General features: G+C 42.0%; 16 protein-coding genes. All 16 read right to left on the minus strand.

The annotated features are described in order from the left end of the window. Positions 1–5 precede the first annotated feature (5 nt). Positions 6–872 carry a DUF58 domain-containing protein gene (locus B7E07_RS14175; protein ID WP_080846475.1) on the minus strand — a complete coding sequence of 289 codons (867 nt, stop codon included), beginning with the start codon at positions 870–872 and terminating at the stop codon, positions 6–8. Then, positions 872–1,870, minus strand: a complete 999-nt coding sequence (locus B7E07_RS14180; RefSeq protein WP_080846476.1) for an AAA family ATPase — start codon at positions 1,868–1,870, stop codon at positions 872–874. The genes B7E07_RS14175 and B7E07_RS14180 overlap by 1 nt, the downstream gene beginning before the upstream one ends. A gap of 13 nt (positions 1,871–1,883) precedes the next feature. Then, entirely contained in the window at positions 1,884–3,449 is a 1,566-nt protein-coding gene (locus B7E07_RS23790) for a hypothetical protein (protein ID WP_257391457.1), read from the minus strand. Between the two features lie 29 nt (positions 3,450–3,478). Next, positions 3,479–4,327: an ABC transporter permease gene (locus B7E07_RS14190; RefSeq protein WP_080846477.1), complete on the minus strand. Its 849-nt coding sequence runs from the start codon at positions 4,325–4,327 to the stop codon at positions 3,479–3,481. Then, the gene (locus tag B7E07_RS14195; protein ID WP_080846478.1) at positions 4,324–5,259 is read right to left on the minus strand and encodes an ABC transporter ATP-binding protein; all 936 of its coding nucleotides are present in this window, start codon (positions 5,257–5,259) and stop codon (positions 4,324–4,326) included. Before B7E07_RS14195 ends, B7E07_RS14190 begins: the two co-directional genes overlap by 4 nt. After that, entirely contained in the window at positions 5,256–7,637 is a 2,382-nt protein-coding gene (locus B7E07_RS14200; protein WP_080846479.1) for a hypothetical protein, read from the minus strand. The genes B7E07_RS14195 and B7E07_RS14200 overlap by 4 nt, the downstream gene beginning before the upstream one ends. Positions 7,638–8,149: 512 nt before the next feature. Next, positions 8,150–9,139, minus strand: coding sequence for a signal recognition particle-docking protein FtsY (gene ftsY, locus B7E07_RS14205; protein ID WP_080846480.1), 990 nt, complete (start codon positions 9,137–9,139; stop codon positions 8,150–8,152). A 63-nt stretch (positions 9,140–9,202) separates the two neighbouring features. Beyond that, a complete protein-coding gene (gene smc, locus B7E07_RS14210) occupies positions 9,203–12,769 on the minus strand; it encodes a chromosome segregation protein SMC (protein WP_080846481.1) in 3,567 nt (1,188 codons plus the stop codon). 45 nt (positions 12,770–12,814) lie between these two features. Then, the gene (gene rnc / locus B7E07_RS14215; RefSeq protein ID WP_080846482.1) at positions 12,815–13,561 is read right to left on the minus strand and encodes a ribonuclease III; all 747 of its coding nucleotides are present in this window, start codon (positions 13,559–13,561) and stop codon (positions 12,815–12,817) included. 321 nt (positions 13,562–13,882) lie between these two features. Beyond that, a complete protein-coding gene (locus B7E07_RS14220) occupies positions 13,883–14,116 on the minus strand; it encodes an acyl carrier protein (RefSeq protein ID WP_066446707.1) in 234 nt (77 codons plus the stop codon). A 433-nt stretch (positions 14,117–14,549) separates the two neighbouring features. Then, positions 14,550–15,293 carry a 3-oxoacyl-[acyl-carrier-protein] reductase gene (fabG, locus tag B7E07_RS14225; protein ID WP_080846483.1) on the minus strand — a complete coding sequence of 248 codons (744 nt, stop codon included), beginning with the start codon at positions 15,291–15,293 and terminating at the stop codon, positions 14,550–14,552. After that, positions 15,290–16,237, minus strand: a complete 948-nt coding sequence (gene fabD, locus B7E07_RS14230; protein WP_080846484.1) for an ACP S-malonyltransferase — start codon at positions 16,235–16,237, stop codon at positions 15,290–15,292. Before fabD ends, fabG begins: the two co-directional genes overlap by 4 nt. A 32-nt stretch (positions 16,238–16,269) precedes the next feature. After that, positions 16,270–17,259: a phosphate acyltransferase PlsX gene (gene plsX / locus B7E07_RS14235; protein WP_080846485.1), complete on the minus strand. Its 990-nt coding sequence runs from the start codon at positions 17,257–17,259 to the stop codon at positions 16,270–16,272. A 6-nt stretch (positions 17,260–17,265) separates the two neighbouring features. Then, positions 17,266–17,841: a transcription factor FapR gene (fapR, locus tag B7E07_RS14240; protein ID WP_080846486.1), complete on the minus strand. Its 576-nt coding sequence runs from the start codon at positions 17,839–17,841 to the stop codon at positions 17,266–17,268. A 110-nt stretch (positions 17,842–17,951) separates the two neighbouring features. Beyond that, a complete protein-coding gene (gene recG / locus B7E07_RS14245; protein ID WP_080846487.1) occupies positions 17,952–20,006 on the minus strand; it encodes an ATP-dependent DNA helicase RecG in 2,055 nt (684 codons plus the stop codon). A gap of 11 nt (positions 20,007–20,017) precedes the next feature. Continuing rightward, positions 20,018–20,173, minus strand: coding sequence for a hypothetical protein (locus B7E07_RS23935; RefSeq protein WP_218970428.1), 156 nt, complete (start codon positions 20,171–20,173; stop codon positions 20,018–20,020). Between the last annotated feature and the right edge of the window lie 274 nt (positions 20,174–20,447).

The raw sequence follows: 20,447 nt of genomic DNA on the forward strand, positions 1-20,447 counted from the left end.
ACACCTCATCTCATAAGCCCTTTTGCCGGGAGATCTGTAAACAGCACTGACTGCAAATCCCGGTCGTCTGCTGCCAATATGTAATGACCTCCGTACTTTCTGCATAATAGCTCCAACTCTGTATTATGAGCGCGAACTCTATTCTTGTATTCTGTTAAAATGGCAGAATTCATACTCACATTGACAGCAGAATCATTTTCAGCATCCAAAAGCTTTAAGTCCCCGGCATAATCAGGGACCAATTCTTCGATGCTCAAAACCTGCAGCAGCCAGAATTCTTGCTTTAGGGCAGCTAACTTTTGAAAAACCTCCTCCATAACATGAAGAGGTTCAAGCCCATCTGAGATCAGTATGGAAAGCTGCTCCTTCCGGCTGATCACTTGAGGCAATGCTGACCAAAATCCTCCGGCAATTTCGGCTGCCTGCACATGTAATATATCTAAAAACACTTTTCTGCTGTATATCGCTCCTCTTTTTTTCACAGGATGAATATAATCGCCAGATATTACAGCAAAATGCAGCCGGTCATCACTTGAGAGAACGGTGTATGATAGGGCGGCAGCTAATTCACGCGCCATATCCCACTTCTTTACGATCTGCTGCATGGAGGCTGTTCCGTCTAAATAGATGCTGATTGACAATTCCTGTTCATCCAGAAACCGTTTAATATAATGCTTCTGTGTTCTTCCATACACATTCCAATCAATTTGCCTGACATCATCACCAAGCTGATAGGCTCTAAAATCTGAAAACTCGAGGGAAGAGCCAAAACGTGCTGACTGCCTGGTGCCTGCATGCAATCCCCTTTTCTTCGTTTTGACAAGCAGCTTCTTTTTCTGAAGCTTTCCAAGATAGCTGTATGATCTGCTCATTACTGAATCTCTCCAGCTGCCGCCAGAATTTCTTCAATAATTTGATCAGGTGCCACCCCATTTGCTTCTCCTTCAAAATTAAGAATCAGACGATGGCGCAGAACTGGAAATGCAGCTTGTTTCAAATCCCCAATGGATATATGGTAGCGTCCAAGACACAACGCGCGTGCTTTTGCCATTGAAATTAAACTTTGGATACCACGCGGACCACTTCCATACTGCACATATTTCTTAACGCTTTCACTGGCATCCTCTTCATGCGGATGTGTTGCTGAAATGATTCTAACAGCGTATTCAATCATCTCATCCGATACGAGGATTTCTTTCGCTAGCTGCTGAAGCTTGATCACTTCTTCTTTTGCGGCAACGACTTGAAGCTTTTTCGTTTCGGCGCCAGTTGTTCTTTTCACAATTTCCAGCAATTCCTGCTTAGTTGGGTAAGAAACATTTACCTTACACATAAAGCGGTCAGTTTGTGCCTCTGGGAGCGGATACGTTCCTTCCATATCAATTGGGTTTTGTGTGGCTAAAACAAAGAATGGTTTTTCCATTCGTTTTGTTTCCCCCATAATCGTTACAGTTTTTTCCCCCATTGCTTCTAAAAGAGCACTTTGGGTCTTTGGTGTCGCCCGGTTAATTTCATCTGCTAACACGATATTGGCAAAAAGGGGTCCTTTATGAAATGAAAACTGCTGCTTTCCTTCCGCATCTGGCTGAAGCAGCATCGTACCTGTAATATCAGACGGCATAATGTCCGGTGTAAATTGGATACGGGAGAAAGACAGGTCCAAGCATTCTGATATTGTTTTGATCAGCATCGTCTTTCCTAAACCAGGCAAACCCTCTAACAGCACATGCCCGCCTGCAAAAATGCTCCATATGACATGATCAATGACTTCATCCTGTCCAACGATAAAAGATTGAATCTCTTCTTTCACTTTAATATACATTTCACTTGCTTCTGCAAAGCTCTGTGCTTTTTCTTCAATTGCTGACATGTCGTTTCCACTCCTAACTCGGATCAATATTTGTAAAATAATTCTTGACGATATCCTCTAAATCTGCCGGGAGCTTATAGCGATCCGTACTTTCCCGGTATGCCCGCTCATATTCTCCATACACTTCACTGTAAGGACGAATATTCCCCTTTAAAACAGGACCGTCTGCTTCAAATTGCTGTGATGGTGCACCCTGCCCAAGCTTACCATTATCTGTTTCTGTATTGACCTTTCCATCGATATATTCCGGTACGGTAAGCAATTCGCGTGATCCCTGGCCAAGTCCGGCACCATTGCCAGTTCCCGAGCCGGAGCCTGAACCTGAACCTGAACCAGAGCCGGAGCCTGAACCCGAGCCAGAGCCTGAACCAGATCCCGAGCCAGAGCCGGAACCTGAACCTGAACCGGAACCAGATCCTGAGCCGTTTGCTTCACCTTCACCATCACCTTCACCCTCACCATTTGTTTCTTCTCCACCTTGAGAGCTTGAAGCCGAACCTTCTCCGCTGCTTGCATTTGAGGATAAAGCAAGCTGTGACGAAGAAAGACCGCTGGCTGCCAGCTGCTCCTGAAGGGATGTGCCAGCATTTAACAGAGACTCTTGCGCAGCAGCGAGCTGTTCTAAGAACTCTTCTGATTGAAGCAGCTGTTCTAATTGTTCAGCCGCCTTAGCCAGCTCCTCATCAGAAAGCTGGCCAACCTGATCGGTGATGCTTTCCAAAGCCTGCTTTTGTTTATCTGATAGCTTGTCATAATTATCATTTAAATTTTTCATCTCTTTTTTGATTTCTTCTATATCCTTCTGTGCCAGCTTTTCACCGAGGCCCGCCAAATCATTTTGTTTCGCATCTTTTTGGAAATTTTGCAGTGCAGTTTGTTTCTCCTTTGCCTTCAACGCTTGTAATTCCATATTTTTCAGCTGTTTTTGCATTTCCTCCATTGCTTTTTCAGCTGATTTTGTTTCAGCCAGTTTTTCTTTTACCTTTTCAAGCGATTTCTTCACTTCTTTATTTTTTTCTGATTCAATTTTTTCCTCAAGTTCCTTGTTCATTTCGGAAGCAAGTTTGATCTCTTCTTCCCGTTCTTCAGCAGCATTCATTTTGTCGTTCGGGAAGATGTATAAAATGGCTGCACAAGCGAACATAAGCGCAGCTAGCGTGAGCCACTTTGGATAAAATAACATTTTCTTCCTTTTTAAAACGAAGGCTTCTGCTTGCTTCATGTTTCCTACTGCATCAGCAAGCTGAAGCTGTGCCAGCTCTCCAGCATCATTTCGGAAAGAATACGCCGAAATGACTCGGTCATCTGGGACATATTGATTGAATACAAGTGCCGCCTGCTGGTCATCCGGACGTTTTAAAATCACGCGGACCAACAGGGCGAGTATAAACAGAAAAGCTAAACCATAAAGGTAATATCGTAAGAAAGGCAGCGTCACAAATCGTGCAGCTATGAAAAGCAGCAGAACAGCACCTGCCGCAAATATAGACAGCCACTGCAGTTCTTTTAGGGTAAGCAATAGAAATAGCTGGGTTTTTACTGGTTTCAGCAGTTTAGCAAATTGCTGGCGATGATCCATAGCAATCATTCCTTTTCATTTCTTTTCCATTAGCCTTTTTTCATATTTGGACGAAGGTTCTTAATACTAAGGAAAATCGCTCCTGCTGTTATGACTGTGTAGGAAATAAGATAGGCTGCCCATAATGGAAACTCAATGCCCGTCACACTTGTAATTTCTTCAACGATTTCCGGTTCAAAGGTGCCAAAAAGGGCAATAGCCGGATTAAGCATCGCTGTAAAATAAGCAAAAGGCACATGCTGTACGTTAGAAGGATTTCCAGTGTAATTGTAGCCAAGCTGCATCAGCAGCAAAGTCAAAAACGCAGTTCCCCCAGCCAAAAACATCGTTAAACCATAAGCCGTTACCATTGACACAATCGTTTTGCGGATAAGCGTCGAAAATAACACGCCAAGACTGCCAAAAGCCATAATCGTAAACATATAAAAAGCGATTGTCATCAGCATCTGTCCTGGAGAAATTCCTCCGTATAAAAAGACAAAGCTATATAATGGCAAGCTTGCCACAATCAGCAGCAGTAAATACGAAATAGCAGAAACAAGCTTGCTTAAAATGATGCTAGTTGAGCTTTGAGTCGTGGTCAGCATCATATTTAAGGTTTGTCTTTCACGTTCACTGCTGATCACTCCTGCTGTCAAACCAGGTGTAATAAATAAGATCAAAGCAAGCTGCAGCATGCTTAAAAGCATGAACATCATTTTGCTTTCTTCCGGTTTAAATAAGCCAAAGCTATTTGACAGCGATTGAATAAAAACAAAGCCAATAATGATGATTCCTAGTGCCAACAAGTAAAACAATACTCCTAAATAGCTTTTGAATGAGCGGAAGCGCAGCTTGAATTCTTTATTCAAGACTGGATTTATGACGAAGTTTTTCAAGACAGCTCAACCCCCTTTGTAATTTCCATAAAGATATCCTCCAGATCAGCCTCTTCTTCTGCAAAGCTAGTAATCGGCAAATCTTTTAGCATTGCGTTCTTCAGCAGATTCGTCTGTTCCTCTGCACTCCCCTTGTAAATAAAGCGGATCGTGTGGTCATCATCCATTAATTGGACATTAGAGATAAACGGATCATCTTCAAAATAGGACATCGTTTCACGCCTGCTGGATTGCACTTTAACAAAAATAATTTTTTCTCCTCTTAATTTATCTTGAATATCAGCGACCGATCCTTCTGCTACTAGCTTCCCTTGATCGATCACACCGATTTGATCACACATTTCAGCAAGCTCAGGCAAAATATGTGAAGATATTAGAATGGTTTTGCCCATCGTCTTTAATTCTTTTAAAATCTCCCTCATTTCGATGCGGGCACGAGGGTCTAAACCTGATGCTGGTTCGTCTAAAATTAGCACTTCAGGATCATGAATGAGACAGCGTGCCAGGCATAGTCGCTGCTTCATCCCCCGTGATAGCAAGTCAACATATGAATCTCTTTTATGCGATAAATTAACAAGCTCAAGCAGCTGCGGAATCAGCTTTTCTCTTTCCTGATAAGGAATTCCATAGCTCGCTCCGTAAAAATGCAAATATTCATCTGCTTTTAATTGGTCATAGACACCAAAGAAGTCAGGCATATACCCAATTTGCTTTCTCACCTCACGAGGCTCTTTCTGCACATTATAGCCGTTCACATATGCTGTCCCAGAGGAAGGAGCTAAGAGTGTCGCCAGAATGGAAAAGGTTGTGGACTTCCCTGCGCCATTTTGGCCGACAAACCCAAAAACCGTCCCCTTTTCGATCTTTAAATTTAAAGAATCAAGTGCTGTAAACTTTCCATATTCCTTTGTCAAATTCATAATTTCGATCATGGGGCAACTTCTCCTTTGATACTGATATTCGGCATTTGCACATATGGATCTCCGCCAGTGTTTTTCACTAATTTCAGTACAAAAGCGCCTTCTGCAGATATATAGTCATTCACACTTTCACTTTCCTTTAATGTCGCTGTCTTGTCTGATTCAAGCGTCAGCCATTCACCTGTTTTGGCATTTAAGAGTGAATAGTCGATCGTTGGATTTCGAAACGCGAGCTTTAGCTCAGTGAGTGTAATTTCTTTACCTTTCAGCTGCTCTGGCAATTCGAATGTATATTCATACTCGCCATTATCAAGATTCACTTCGTAATTTGATCCGTGTATCATTTCTTCATAAATTTGTCCTGATATTACTTCAAGATCTGTTGTTAAGGCATCCTGCTTTAAGGTAAAGCTGCCGGTAATATTTTGCTGTACATCTGCTGAAGACAGAATCAAATTCATATTATTTTGCTTTTCATTTTTATCGGCTACTGTTATATCGATGACAGGCTGTGTGGTCAGACCTGCAATAACCGGCTTGGCCGTTTTCATATGTTCATTTAGCACATACGTAACAGCAGAATACTCAAGCTGTTCACACTTCACCATGTTGATATCTGTCTGGCCATAATTGATTCCGCCGTATCCATTAGAAGTAGGCTTCATTAGAATGGATTGTTTTAACTGCTTGTTAACCTCCAAGGTCTCTCCGCTTTTTAATGCGCCAAGTTTGACCTTCTGAGAACCAGACCAAATAAAGACCTCTGAAAAGTCATAGTCATAATGATTGGTAATGGTTCCTGTTAGTATTTTGTCTGAAAGTGTTAAATCTGAAGTAAATCCGCCTTCAGTAGGCTGATTCGCTTTTCCATATATCGTTTTGGTGGACCAATAATCTACCTTTGGAAAAATAACCGAATCGGTTTTCACCTGATCAGCGAATATTGCTCCCCTCATCGGATCATAGGTGGAATTGCCTCCGCCTCCGCTTACAGGACGGAATGTTCCGCTAGGATATTCTATGCTATATTCACCGCCTGTATTTGAGAGCAGGGTTGCCGCCTGCAAACCAGCTAATTGATTGTTCTCCTCATAAAACACACCCATTTGATTTAATTGTGCCTGCGAAATCCGATCTTTAGCACCTATTGTAAAAATAATAGCCGCCATTACAATTGAAAGTGCAGGAATTACCCACCAGGAATGCTCCCGTTTATCTATTTTCCTTAAGATGAAATACAGTACAGGAACGACAATCACAATATAAATCGCCAATAGCGTAATAAGCTGTTCAATCGAAACATTTGATGCCGGGAAAAATTCATTCGCTTCCGCAAACTCCCAATATAGCGAATCATAAAAGCCTCCATGCATATTCGCATTTGAGCTTTGACCAGCATCAGTAAACTTTAATAGGTTGACAAACCATGCATCATAGTCCGTCCAGGATGATAAAGGCTCATCCCCAAGCGAAAAGCTGCTTTGCAGTATCATTCCGCTTCCGTAAAGGGAACGTACAACAGCAGGCAGCTCGCCATTTTGAACTAATACCTCTGCCTCTTCAGCCACCTCACCTGTAAAAAATGGCAGCTCATTAAAAGGCAGTTCTTCAATTGATGATCCAAGTTTTAAGAATTGTGAGGAAGCACCTGCTTCTGTATCAGGTTTCATTGGCAGTAAATCATATAATTGGCCATATGTTGCTTGTGCATCTGGTGCCGCCCCGGCAATGAGCGTGCCGCCGACTTTGATCCATTCTTTTAATGCGGTTTGCTGAGCATCCGTAAGCTGTGCTAAAGAAAATTCGTCAACGATTATTGCATCTAACGTTTCAAGCCCCATCGCCTGTACTGGAATTTGTTCTGGCTGTAATTCAGCCATTGTTGCAGATGCTGTCGTTCGCAGCTCCTTAAGACGATCGTAATTTTCACTTAACACACCAATAAATGAGGTGGCATCATCAATAAATTTTGGCTTTACAGCCTTATCCCCTTTATATGTAAGCTGTTTTCCATCCTTCCAATCTCCTTTAAATAAATGAATGGAAGGTTCATTTTGATAATAGGATTGATGATCCTCTGTCATTGCAGGCAGTGACAGCTGAAAGGATCTTGTTTCTCCCGCCGGCACTTCAATTTTCACTGGAATAGAGCCTCCAGAGTTGTAGGAGGGATAAAAGCTGACTAATAGGCTTCCGCTAAAATCCTCTCCTGCATTTTCGATATTTAGTTCAACCGGGAAACCTTCTCCCCTTTTAACTTTTCCATCAAAACCTTCGTCAACCGTAATGGTTAAGCCGGATTCTTCTGCTGCAGTGACTTGCTGCGGAAATAGAAAAGGAAAAAGAAATAACGTACATAATAGCAAAATCAAAATTTTTGTTTTTTTCATCTGCGTACCCCTCCATAGCAATCTTCAATTATATAGACGTATGAAATTGCAATTTGTGTTCAAATTTTTACAATTTTTTCATCTACTTAATAGACGAAAGGGAAGGGATAAACCCCTTCACTTGCTGGGATGTTTTTTTATTAAGCTGTAATGGTATACTTTGTTGCTTGTATAGTGGCATTAAGATTTCCACTCCATCGTACTCGCTTTCCGGCGGGGCGGGTGCTGAGCCTCCTCGTCGCCTTCGCTCCTGTGGGGTCTCAGCTCCCCACTCGTCCCGCAGGAGTCTCGCACGATTCCGTTCCAATCAAAGACAGATTGCGAAAATACCCTTTTAAAAACAAAAGCTTTTAAGAGGAATGTCCCCCCATTCACATCTTAAAGGTTTTATAATTTACATCCCATAACAACAAAAAGACCCGAACCATTTTACAGATCATTGAAAAAACCTGCGAATAGTTCGGGTATTTATTGGCTGAATAAAATGCACAGCTATTAATATTGAAGTATGTTTATTCTTCTTCTTTTTCAACTATGTCTGCGAATAGTCCATAGACGTATTGTTCGGCGTTGAATTCCTGGAGGTCGTCCATTTTTTCGCCTAGGCCGACGAATTTGACGGGAATGTCCAGTTCGTTGCGGATGGCAAGGACGATTCCGCCTTTTGCAGTGCCATCTAGCTTTGTTAGCACAATACCTGTTACATTTGTTGCTTCTTTAAAGGTTTTTGCCTGAAGCATCGCATTTTGGCCTGTCGTGGCATCAAGGGCAAGCAATACTTCATGCGGAGCACCAGGAATTTCACGTTCGATGACTCGTTTAACCTTTTCCAGCTCTTTCATTAAATTGACTTTGTTTTGCAGGCGGCCTGCTGTATCGCAAATAAGGATATCTGCCTGGCGTGATTTAGCTGCCTGCACAGCATCATACATAACCGCAGCTGGGTCAGAACCAGCTCCCTGCTTAATGACTTCAACTCCGACACGCTCTCCCCAGACTTCGAGCTGTTCAATAGCACCTGCACGGAAGGTATCTCCGGCTGCCAGCACTACTTTTTTGCCTTCGTTTTTAAATTTATGTGCTAATTTTCCAATGGTTGTTGTTTTCCCAACCCCGTTAACACCAACAAATAGGATGACCGTTAAATCGCCTTCTTGAATATTTAAAGCAGACGATGAGTTGCCGCCTTGCTCATAGATCTCAACCAGCTTTTCAGAGATAACATCTTGTACTTCTGCAGGGTCTTGGATGTTTTTCCGCTTTACTTCTTGCTTCAGTTCATCCACTAGCTTCATAACGGTATCAAAGCCTACATCTGCCTGAATTAAGATTTCTTCAAGCTCTTCAAAAAAATCTTCATCTACTTTCCGGTAACGAGCCACAAGATCATTTACCTTGCCGGAAAAATTATCACGCGTTTTCGTTAAGCCTTCTTTAAATTTTTCGGTTACACTATCTGTTTGCTTCGTAATCTTTTCTTTTAACTTTTTGAAAAAGCTCATATGGTCACATCCTTTATGATTGGTTTTGTATATGTATGCCAGGGGATATCCCCCGGCTGATTCTTATAGCGGAACCATTTCCCGTGATTCATCAAGTCTTACTGAAACAAGCTTAGAAACACCAGATTCCTGCATCGTAATGCCATATAGAACGTCCGCAAGCTCCATAGTCCCTTTACGGTGGGTGATGACAATAAATTGTGTTTCACCGCTATATCGTTTTAAATATTGTGCATACCGGTGGACATTCGCTTCATCAAGGGCAGCTTCTACTTCATCCAGAATACAAAACGGCACAGGTCTGACTTTTAAAATGGAAAATAATAATCCAATCGCTGTCAAAGCTCGTTCACCGCCTGATAGCAGGCCGAGGTTTTGCAGCTTCTTCCCTGGCGGCTGAGCCACAATTTCAACACCTGTATTCAGAAGGTCGTCTGGATCGGTTAAGCGCAAATCAGCACGTCCCCCGCCAAACAGAGACTGAAACACAGATTCAAAGTGGAAACGGATGCCGTTAAAGGTTTGCTCAAACCGTCTTTTCATTTCAATGTCCATTTCATCGATAACCTGGTATAACGTATCTTTTGCTTCCTGCAAATCGTTCTTTTGCTCAAGAAGGAACTCATAGCGCTCAGAAACACGCTCATATTCCTCGATCGCACCAAGGTTGACGGTGCCCAGTTCTTCGATGGACATTTTAATGAGCCGGACCTTTTTTCGTGCTTCTTCAGCATCAATCGTCAGCGGGTAATCTTCTTTCGCAGCATCAAAGGATAATAAATACTCCTCGCGCAGATGAGCAAGGCGTGTTTCAAGCTCCACATCAATTCGATTGAGTTTTACCTCATCATCTTTAAGCGCAATACTTAATCCTTTATGCGTACGTTTTAATTCTTTCGCTTCAAGCTCTTGGTCCTCCAGCTCTGTCTGCAGCTTTAATCTTTCTGCTCTTCTGCCTGCAATCATGCTGACCGTTTCATTTTTATCCTGCAGCTTTCGGGTAGCCGCTTCTTCAAGCTGCATTTCCCCTGAAGAACTGCTGGTCATTTCGGAAGATAAAAGCTTAAGATCATCCTGGATGAGCGCTAGCTTTTCTGAAGACGAAGACAACTCGTTTGTTGTGTGACTTAATCTTTCTGCCAGACTATTCAGCTGTTCACTTTTTGCAGCCGTGCTGATCTTTAAATCACTTATTTGAGCAAGCAGCGCTTCTTTTGTAGTTTGATCTGTATATTTTCTTTCTGTTAAAAGACGAATCTGCTCATCAAGCTGTGCTGTCTGTGAATCATATTGCTGAAGCTCTTGTTCAAGCACCTTTTGCCTGGAAACGAGTTTGTCTTTATCTTCACTATATTGTGCCTTATCCATATCATAGATAGACAAGCGTTCATTGATCCTTTTTTCCTCGTATTCCACCTCACGAAGATCTTCTTTCCATTTCTGCTCCTGGGAACGCAACTGCTCCCCTTTTTCTTTTAAGATCTCCAATTGATCGGCCTGCTTCTGCAGATCATTCTTCAGCTTTTTCACTGTGGTTTCAAGCGTGGCCGTTTTTTCTTCCATGTCAGTGATTCTTGCTTTAAGCTCTTCTAATTCACTTTTTCTGCTTAAAATGGAAGAGTTTTTTTGCTTAATCGCTCCTCCGGTCATAGAGCCGCCCGGATTTACAACATCTCCATCAAGTGTGACGATTCGGACCCGGTAGGATAGAAGCTTTGCCAAATCATTGGCACCCTTTAGATCTTTGGCTATAACAACATTGCCAAGCAAACTTTCAATGGCTTCAGCATATTTGCTGTTATACTCAATTAAGCTTGATGCCTGTCCAACATAAGCATCATGTTGGGATAGAGCCTGCTGCTGATGTGCCTGCAAAAACTTTGCCTTCATAACATTCAAAGGCAGAAAAGTAGCGCGTCCAAATCCATTTCCTTTTAAGTATTGAATGGCACTGCGGCCATCTTGTTCAGTTTGAACAATAACATGCTGCATCGCTCCACCCAAGGCTATTTCAATCGCTGTTTCATATTGCTTTGGAACAGTGATGAGCTCCGCAACAGCACCTTCAATCCCGTGTAGCTTGTTTCCTCTTGCCTTTAGAACTTCTTTGACACCTTGAAAGAATCCAGAATAATCATCTTCAAGCTCTTCTAGCATTTCCTGTCTTGATTTGCCCTGCTGTAAATATTGATACGCCTGGTAAAGGGTTTTCTCTTGCTTTTCGTAATTGTTTTTTACTGTTTCAAGCTTTTTCTGCCCTTCACGGAACAAATGAATTTGTTCTTCTAATGCCGTGTGGATTTCATTTAGTCCGCTTTCCGCCTTCTGCTTGCGCACAGCAATTAACGAGCGTTCTTCGATGAATTTCTCATTATCATGTTCGAGCTTTTCATTTCTCGCATCCTGCTGGCTTAATTGACGGGATGTCATTTGCATTTCATTTTTGGAAGCAGCTTGTTTATTGAGAATCTCAATATACTCACTTTTTAATGATTCGATCGCTTGTTCGTTATCTTCTGCAAAAAGCTTTAGCTGCTCTTGTTTTTCTGCCAATTCCTTCTTAAGAAGATTTGCTTCTGTTTGCAATTGATCCTTGGATTCCTGCAGTTCATCTTTTTGAACCTGCAGCTGAGTGATCTTTTCTGTTAGTTCTTCAATGGATTTTGCCAGCTGTTCTTTATTTTGCGAGGCATTTTTTTTCCGTTCTTTTAATACTTCTTTTCTTCCTTCAAGCTTCTCGAGCTCCTCACTTGCATGAAGAAGTATATTCTGCAGATCGTTGACAGACTCATCTAAGGCACTCGCATGATCACGCATCTGTTCAATTTTGGCTTCTTTTGCCTGAATGGCGCTTGTCAGCTGCAATTCATCCTGCTGCTGTTTTTCAAGCTGAACAGAGAGCCTCTGCCATTTTTCATGTAAATCTTCTATTTCATACACAGTCAGTGCCACTTCGATCTGCTCAAGCTCTTCCTTTTGCTGCAAGTAATCTTTCGCAATAGATGCTTGAATTTTCAGCGGTTCAACCTGTCCTTCGAGCTCGTGTAATATATCATTAACCCTGTTTAAATTTTCCTGAGATTCAAAGAGCTTGCCTTCTGCTTTTTTCTTTCTTGTTTTATACTTCAAAACACCGGCAGCTTCTTCAAAAATGGTTCTCCGCTCTTCAGGTTTGCTGTTTAAAATTTCTTCCACGCGCCCCTGGCTGATAATGGAGAATGCTTCTTTTCCTAATCCGGAATCCATAAACAGATCAACGATATCTTTTAAACGGCATGGCTGTTTATTAATTAGAAATTCACTGTCTCCAGAACGGTATACCCGCCGTGTAACAGTGACTTCATTGTATTCAATTGGCAGAAAATGATCTTCATTTTCTAATGTTAAGCTAACCTCTGCGAAATTGAGCGGTCTTCTGGAGTCGCTGCCCGAAAAGATGATATCCTCCATTTTTGCTCCGCGCAGAGACTTGGCCGACTGTTCCCCTAAAACCCAGCGGATCGCATCGGTCACATTGCTTTTTCCGCTGCCGTTTGGACCGACGACTGCTGTTACTCCAGGGACAAAATCAATCGCAATTCGCTCGGCGAATGATTTAAATCCCACTATATCAAGCCGTTTTAATAACAAGTTTGCTCCCCCTAGCCTCTCCATCATTCATGCTGAAAAAGTCTGTTAGTTGATATGGTTCTTTAGGACCTGCAAAGCCATTTGGGCAGCATGCTGTTCTGCTTCTTTTTTTGATCGGCCTGTGCCTGTGCCAAGCTCTGCACCGTTTAAAGAAACGGTTGAAACAAATTCCCGGTTATGGGCAGGACCTTTTTCCATTAAAATTTTATATTCGATCGCTCCTGCGCCGTCACGCTGAATCAGCTCCTGAAGCTGACTCTTGAAATCCATCACATGTGAAAAAGCGCCAGCATCTATTTTAGGAAAGACAACTTTTTCAAGAAAGTCTACTACAGTATCAATTCCCTGATCTAAATATAAAGCACCGATAAACGCTTCAAAAACATCCGCCAAAAGGGCTGGTCTGGATCTTCCTCCAGTCATTTCCTCGCCTTTTCCCAACAGGATCAGTTCTCCAAAGGAAAGTTCATTTGCAAATGCAACAAGGGAAGGTTCACATACGACAGCAGCTCTCAGCTTTGTCAGCTCTCCTTCGCTCATCATCGGGTATTTTATATAAAGGAATTTAGAAACAGTCAGTTCCAAAACAGCATCTCCTAAAAATTCCAGCCGTTCATTATCTTCATAAGGCTTTCTGCGATGCTCATTCACATACGACGAATGTGTAAATGCTTGTTTTAACAGTTTTTCATTGCGAAAAATAATCCCTTTTTTTTCTTGAAACTCTTTAAACCTTTTATCATGTGCGCGGGATGATGATTTTTTATCTTTCTCTTTATTGTAATAGCGCATGTCTGCATCCACCTTGTTCCATAATTTATATTTTCCAGGAAACAGCCTGTCAGTGATAGTTTGATTTTAAGCGAAAATGAATAAAAACACAAAGAAACTTGGAAAGCTTATCAGCTCCCAAGTTATGGTAATATCACTGCAGAAACGTATTTACTGTCCGATATTACCTGTTAGCCGCTATAGCCCTAATCAGATGTAGCATCATATTATAAGTTCTCATATGACGCTTCCTTTTCTGAAAAGTAGAAGTAATAGCGGACAATAAACACGATTTAAAAGGAAGAGGGAGTTAATCTCCCTCTTGCCATTTTAGAAAGACGATTACTGCTGTGCTTGTATGTAGTTAACAGCGTCACCCACTGTAGCAATCTTTTCAGCGTCGTCATCAGAGATCTCCATATCGAACTCATCTTCTAATTCCATTACTAGTTCAACTACGTCAAGGGAATCAGCGCCAAGATCATCCTTGAAAGAAGCTTCCAATTTCACTTCGGATTCCTCTACACCAAGACGGTCAACGATAATCTTTGTTACACGTTCTAATACTTCTGCCATGCTTGTTCACCTCCCCTCAAGACATTATAGAGTATTTTAATCAATTAATAAACGTCTATCTTCATTTTTTCAAAGCTGTTATTGCAATCTTTGTGGTCATTACTTTAATATACAAAGATTTCTGCTTCAGAGTACTCGTTTTCCTGCTGGCAGGTGCAGATCAGGAAACGAGCACTTTTCGGTACATTCAACAGTTTTGCCTTATACTCCTGTATTACAAATCTCTAATTAGGCGGAAGAATTCCGCTTAATTCGTAAAATCACTTAATTCTAGAAATAAGGGAAGTATCTCCGCTTATTCTAGTTCCTTCATACGAAGATTGAGAGATTCAATGATTCCTTAATATGAAGACCATGAAGAACAAGGCAAAATAAGTACACATCTTTTCTCTTTTAAATGATTATCTAAGAACAACCATCGCCGGAAGACAAATTACATCACCATACCGCCGTCAATATGAAGGGTTTGTCCTGTCATATAGCGGCTGTCTTCTGATGCTAAGAAAGTAACGACATTTGCAATATCTGATGGCTCCCCAAAGCGGGCAAGCGGGATTTGCTTCAGCATCATCTCTTTCACATCTTCAGCAAGCTGATCGGTCATATCTGTTGTAATAAATCCAGGTGCAACCGCGTTTACAGTAATTCCTCTAGTCGCAAGCTCTTTAGCAGTTGTTTTCGTTAATCCAATCACACCTGATTTCGCAGCAACGTAGTTCGCTTGGCCTGGATTCCCGCTTACTCCTACAATTGAAGAAATATTAATAATTCTGCCGCTGCGCTGCTTCATCATTTGTCTTGTCACAGCTTTTGTGCATAGGAAAACACCCTTTAAATTCGTATTGATGACATCATCCCATTCATCTTCTTTCATGCGCATCAATAGATTGTCTCTTGTGATTCCGGCATTATTAACTAAAATGTCAACCGTGCCAAATTTCTCAATTGCGGCTTTGACCATATCTGTTACTGATTCACTGCTTGCTACATCACATTGAATAGCAAAGGCGTCAGTGCCCAATGCTTTAATTTCATCAACTACTTCATTAGCGCGCTGTTCACTTCCAGCATAGTTAACGACGACATTGGCACCCTGGCGTGCTAGCTCCAAAGCAATCTCTTTCCCAATTCCGCGAGATGCCCCTGTTACGATTGCCGCTTTTCCCTGCAGTTTCATCGTGTTTCCTCCTTTAATGCTTCCAATGCTGCTAAACATGATGCTTCATCGGACACAGCATACGTTTTGATTGATCGATCGATTTTCTTCACTAGACCGGAAAGAACTTTTCCAGGACCCATTTCAATAAATGTATCCACACCTAATGCAATCATCTCCCGAACTGAATCTTCCCAAAGAACAGGTGAATACAGCTGCTCCACTAGATTGGTTTTAATATCTTCGGGTGAAGTCATTGTTTTTGCATTCACATTTGCCACTACAGGAATGGTTGCTTCTTTTACATCCATCCCCTCAACAACCGATTGAAACTTCTCTGCGGCCGGTTTCATTAATGATGAATGAAACGGTCCACTCACTTCAAGCGGCAGCACACGCTTTGCTCCAGCTTCTTTTGCTTGAGCAGACGCCAGTTCGATGCCTTTTTTTGAGCCTGAAATGACAATTTGGCCAGGACAATTTAAGTTCGCGAGCTGGACAGCATTGCCTTCTGCTGTTATTTTCGCTGTTACCTCTGCAAGCTTATCACGATCAAGTCCTAAAACAGCTGCCATGGCACCTTCACCATTTGGAACTGCTTCTTCCATTAGTTCACCGCGTTTTCGAACCGCGATCACTGCATCTTCAAATGATATTGCTCCAGCTGCGACTAAGGCAGAATATTCTCCTAAGCTATGGCCAGCAACATAATCTGCTGTGATGCCCTTATTTTGAAAGAAGCTTAGAATTGCCATGCTTGTTGTTAATAAGGCAGGCTGTGTATTTGCTGTTAATGTCAGTTCAGCTTGCGGCCCTTCAAAAATAATGGATGAAAGCGAAAATTGTAATGCTTTATCCGCTGCATCAAAGAAAGCTTTTGCCCCTTCGTTTGTTTGCGCTAATTCATGCCCCATTCCGACTGTCTGAGATCCTTGTCCAGGAAATACAAAGGCGATTTTCCCCATAGTAATCCTCCTATAATCCAACTATATGTATATCAATTGTTCTGTTCTAATACTTCTTTAATGGTTGCCGCCACATTGTTTTGCACCATGTCTCTTGTCTGTCTGACTGCACTGAATAAGGCATCTGCATTTGATGAGCCATGCGCCTTAATGACAGGAGCCTTCAGCCCAAACAGCGCTGCACCGCCATATTCGGCATAATCCATCTTTGATTTAAGTTCACGCAAATCAGGCATAATTAGTGCGGCAGCCATTTTACTTTTGAAGCTGCTCGACAAAGTCGTTTTTAACATTTTAAAGACCGAGAGAGCAGTGCCTTCAATGGTTTTTAACACCATATTGCCTGTAAATCCGTCTGTGACAACTACATCTGCTGCACCATCAAGCAAGTCACGCGCTTCAACATTTCCGATAAAATGAAGATCACTTTGGTTTTGTAATAGGTCGTATGTAGCTTTCGCCAGTTCATTGCCCTTTTTTTCTTCTGTGCCAATATTTAAAAGTCCTACCCGAGGTTTCTGAACACCTCTGACTTTTTCTGCGTAAACTGAACCCATCACCGCATATTGAACCAAATGCTCTGCTTTAGCATCAACATTTGCCCCGACATCCAGCAATACAAAGCCTTCTCCGCCGATGGTCGGCAATGTTGGAGAAAGAGCTGGCCGCTCAATGCCTTCAATTCTTCCGACAATAAACAATCCTGCTGCCATTAAAGCACCAGTGTTTCCGGCTGAAATACACGCATCTGCTTCTCCATCTGCTACCTGCTGTGCTGCCATGACCATTGAAGCGGTCTTTTTCCGTCTCACTGCCCGAACAGGCTCGTCTGTAGCTAAAATAACATCATCAGTATGTATAATGGATATTCTCTCATTCGTTGTTAATAACGGTTTGATCTGCTTTTCATCCCCAACAAGATTAATCTGCAAATCAGAGTATGTTTCAATGGCTTTTAATGCACCCAGGACGATTTCCTTTGGCGCATGATCGCCCCCCATTGCATCAATGGCTATTTTCATGTTCATTCATCCTTTAGCATTATTTTTTGATCTGAACATATCAAACTCACCTTTAAATACATGTTCAGTGTTCACATAACAGTTCACTTCTACTGCTGTACGCCCTGTATCATGATCAATGTGAACAACTTTTGCTTTCGCAACCACCCGTTCGCCTTCTTTCACAGCTCTGGTAAATTGAATATTTGCTTTGGCTGTTAATGCAAGTTCATCATCAATAACGGCAACAGCAAGCGAGTTGGCTTGAGCAAAAAGATGGTGGCCCCGCGCTATGTTATTTCTTTGAAAAACATGTTCCCGTTTTACATCAAATAACGAAATAGCTGTTTTATCCAGCTCAATATCAATAATCTCACCAATGACTTCCTCAATCGGCAAGGACCGTACTTCATCATCGAAGCGATTTTCAGCCACATGTTTAATTCGTTCCCTTAATTCAGGAATCGATAGTTCCAGCCTGTCCAATCGGATGGTCTGTACACTCACTGTAAACTTCTCTGCCAGCTCCTCATCCGTTATAAAAGGATTTTCTTTTATAGTCTCAGCTAATAGAAGCTGTCTTTCTTTTTTATTTCTCCTCATATCATCACACCGTTCGAGATATTAAGACTAGGTACTAATAGTAGTATATAATTGATCATTCCTTTTTGCAAGGAAAAATAAGCACTTCCGCCCTATTTCCCTTGCCGTGGTTAGTCTAATTTTTCTCCTTCCAGCACACCGCTATTCTTCAAATATTGTCTAAGCTCTGCAAATTCTTCATCATGCCAAAACGTGTCTGACTGGATTAAATGCGTGGCATCATTTCTGGCAGTTTCTAACGCACGATAATCGTGAACCATATCGGCAACCTTGAATTCCGGCAAACCGCTTTGTTTTCTGCCAAAGAAATCACCAGGTCCGCGCAGCTCCAAATCCTTTTCACTTAAAACAAAACCATCATTTGTCTCAGTCATTATTTTCATCCGTTCCTTGCCAACCTCTGATTTAGGATCGGCCAGCAAAATACAATAAGATTGCTGGTCTCCCCTTCCCACTCGTCCGCGCAGCTGGTGGAGCTGAGAAAGACCGAATCTTTCCGCATCATAAATGACCATCATGGTTGCATTCGGAACATTAACCCCTACCTCTACAACCGTTGTCGAGACAAGGATCTGCACTTCATTTCGGCTAAACGCCTGCATAATCGCATCTTTTTCATCAGGATGCAGTCTTCCATGCATTAACCCTGCGTGATAGCGGCTGTGAAAGTATTGCATCATCGTCGCATGCACATCAATTGCATTTTGGACATCCAGTTTATCAGATTCTTCAATGAGCGGACAAATAACGTATACCTGTCTATTCTTATCTAGTTCCTTTTCCATAAACCGCAGAACACGGTCAAGCATGTCAGGTTTGGCCCAATAGGTCTCAATGGCCTTACGTCCTGCTGGCATTTCATCAATAATCGAGACATCCATCTCGCCAAAAGCCGTAATAGCTAATGTGCGGGGAATGGGTGTAGCTGTCATAAATAATACATCAGGACTTTCCCCTTTTTCCCGTAAAATCCGGCGCTGGTTGACACCAAAACGATGCTGTTCATCTGTAATAACAACCCCAAGCCTCTTAAACACCACTTCTTCCTGAATAAGTGCATGAGTGCCAATTAAAATATCAATTTCGCCCTCTTTTAACTTCTCCAGTATTTCTCTGCGTTTTTTTCCTTTTACAGAGCTTGTGAGCAATTCGCATGTCACGCCTAATGGAGAGAGCATTTCTGTTAAGGATGTGGCATGCTGATCAGCCAGAATTTCTGTTGGAACCATGAGTGCCCCTTGAAAACCAGCAGTTTTACTTGCGTATAATGCAATTGAAGCCACAGCCGTTTTCCCGGAACCTACGTCTCCCTGCAGCAGACGATTCATCCGGAATGGCGATTTCATGTCTGTTAAAATTTCATTTACAACCCTCTTCTGTGCATTTGTCAGTGAAAAAGGCATCGAATCGATATAGAGATTAAGCTCTTGTAAATTATATTGTTGAGAAACACCATTTGAATGCTCTCTCTCTATTTTCCTTAGTGCCTGCATTTTCAGCTGAAAATAAAAGAACTCCTCATAAACAAAACGCCTGCGTGCCTGTTTTAAGTCATTGCCTCCTGAGGGAAAATGCATGATCTGCAAGGCTGTTTTACGGTCCAGAAGCTTATAAGAGGATAGAAAGCGCTCTGGCAGCATCTCTGATATATACTCCCCGAATTGAGAGAATGCAAGGTTAATAAATCTTCGCAATCCTTTTACGGTGACCTTTCCTTTCACTGCATACACCGGTTCAAAGTCCTTGTCACTCGAGTACGGACCAGCGTGAAGTTCATTAACTGTGATCATTTGACGATGCTGATCCCATTTTCCAGTTAATGTGACGCTGCTGTTTAAGGCAATTTTATTTTTTAAATAAGGCTGATTAAAGACGACAGCTTGAACAAGCACTCTGCCAACAAGTACTCTCAGCGTCAATCTCGAACGTTTTCTGCCATAGTACATCAAGCTCGGTTCACTATGAACGATTCCTTCAACCGTAATGCGCTCTTCATGTTTAATATTTTCTAAATCCTTTAAACGATAGTCTTCATATCTAAATGGAAAATACTCCAGTAAATCAGATACCGTATGAATATTCATATCGGCAAGTGCTTCAGCCGTTTCACCGCCAATTCCTTTAACGACTGTCACTGGCTGTTTCAATATTTCATCATTTACCATGTCACGTGCGGTCACTTTTGTGCAGATAGGATCCTGCCGTGCAGCCGCTGAACCTCCCCAACCTTAATGTAATCTATTATTTTCTTTCTTTCCTGTAGCATACCATAAACACAAACAGCCGTTCCATTTCTAAAAGGTTCATTACTGAACACTTTCCGAATTTTCATGATGAAGGGATATTCTTTTTGAAGAGTGACAAAAACACGGCTGAAACGAAACTAAAATACTATTTATCAAACACGAATATTCAATGACATCGTTTGGCTATTTAACCAAGTCCGTTCCATTTCGCTGCGGCCCCTGTTTTTTCGTGGGATCACAAGCTGAGCCTCCTCGAAGCAAAGCTTCTGCGGGGTCTCACCCTTTCCTCTATTGCCCGCAGGAGTCGAGGGGCCTCCGCTCCATTTCACTCATGTTGAATGATTAGAAACTCAAAAAAAC

It is taken from the genome of Cytobacillus gottheilii (genome assembly GCF_900166665.1).
GTDB lineage: Bacteria > Bacillota > Bacilli > Bacillales > Cytobacillaceae > Cytobacillus > Cytobacillus gottheilii_A.

Coding starts and splice junctions, on each gene's coding strand:
- fabG (WP_080846483.1), bottom strand. CDS start 15,293: ATGAAACTGCAGGGAAAAGCGGCAATCGTAACAGGGGCATCTCGCGGA.
- B7E07_RS14220 (WP_066446707.1), bottom strand. CDS start 14,116: ATGGCAGAAGTATTAGAACGTGTAACAAAGATTATCGTTGACCGTCTT.
- B7E07_RS14180 (WP_080846476.1), bottom strand. CDS start 1,870: ATGTCAGCAATTGAAGAAAAAGCACAGAGCTTTGCAGAAGCAAGTGAA.
- plsX (WP_080846485.1), bottom strand. CDS start 17,259: ATGAAAATAGCCATTGATGCAATGGGGGGCGATCATGCGCCAAAGGAA.
- B7E07_RS14195 (WP_080846478.1), bottom strand. CDS start 5,259: ATGATCGAAATTATGAATTTGACAAAGGAATATGGAAAGTTTACAGCA.
- fabD (WP_080846484.1), bottom strand. CDS start 16,237: ATGGGGAAAATCGCCTTTGTATTTCCTGGACAAGGATCTCAGACAGTC.
- ftsY (WP_080846480.1), bottom strand. CDS start 9,139: ATGAGCTTTTTCAAAAAGTTAAAAGAAAAGATTACGAAGCAAACAGAT.
- B7E07_RS23790 (WP_257391457.1), bottom strand. CDS start 3,449: ATGGATCATCGCCAGCAATTTGCTAAACTGCTGAAACCAGTAAAAACC.
- fapR (WP_080846486.1), bottom strand. CDS start 17,841: ATGAGGAGAAATAAAAAAGAAAGACAGCTTCTATTAGCTGAGACTATA.
- rnc (WP_080846482.1), bottom strand. CDS start 13,561: ATGCGCTATTACAATAAAGAGAAAGATAAAAAATCATCATCCCGCGCA.
- recG (WP_080846487.1), bottom strand. CDS start 20,006: ATGGTAAATGATGAAATATTGAAACAGCCAGTGACAGTCGTTAAAGGA.
- B7E07_RS14200 (WP_080846479.1), bottom strand. CDS start 7,637: ATGAAAAAAACAAAAATTTTGATTTTGCTATTATGTACGTTATTTCTT.
- B7E07_RS14175 (WP_080846475.1), bottom strand. CDS start 872: ATGAGCAGATCATACAGCTATCTTGGAAAGCTTCAGAAAAAGAAGCTG.
- B7E07_RS23935 (WP_218970428.1), bottom strand. CDS start 20,173: ATGAAAATTCGGAAAGTGTTCAGTAATGAACCTTTTAGAAATGGAACG.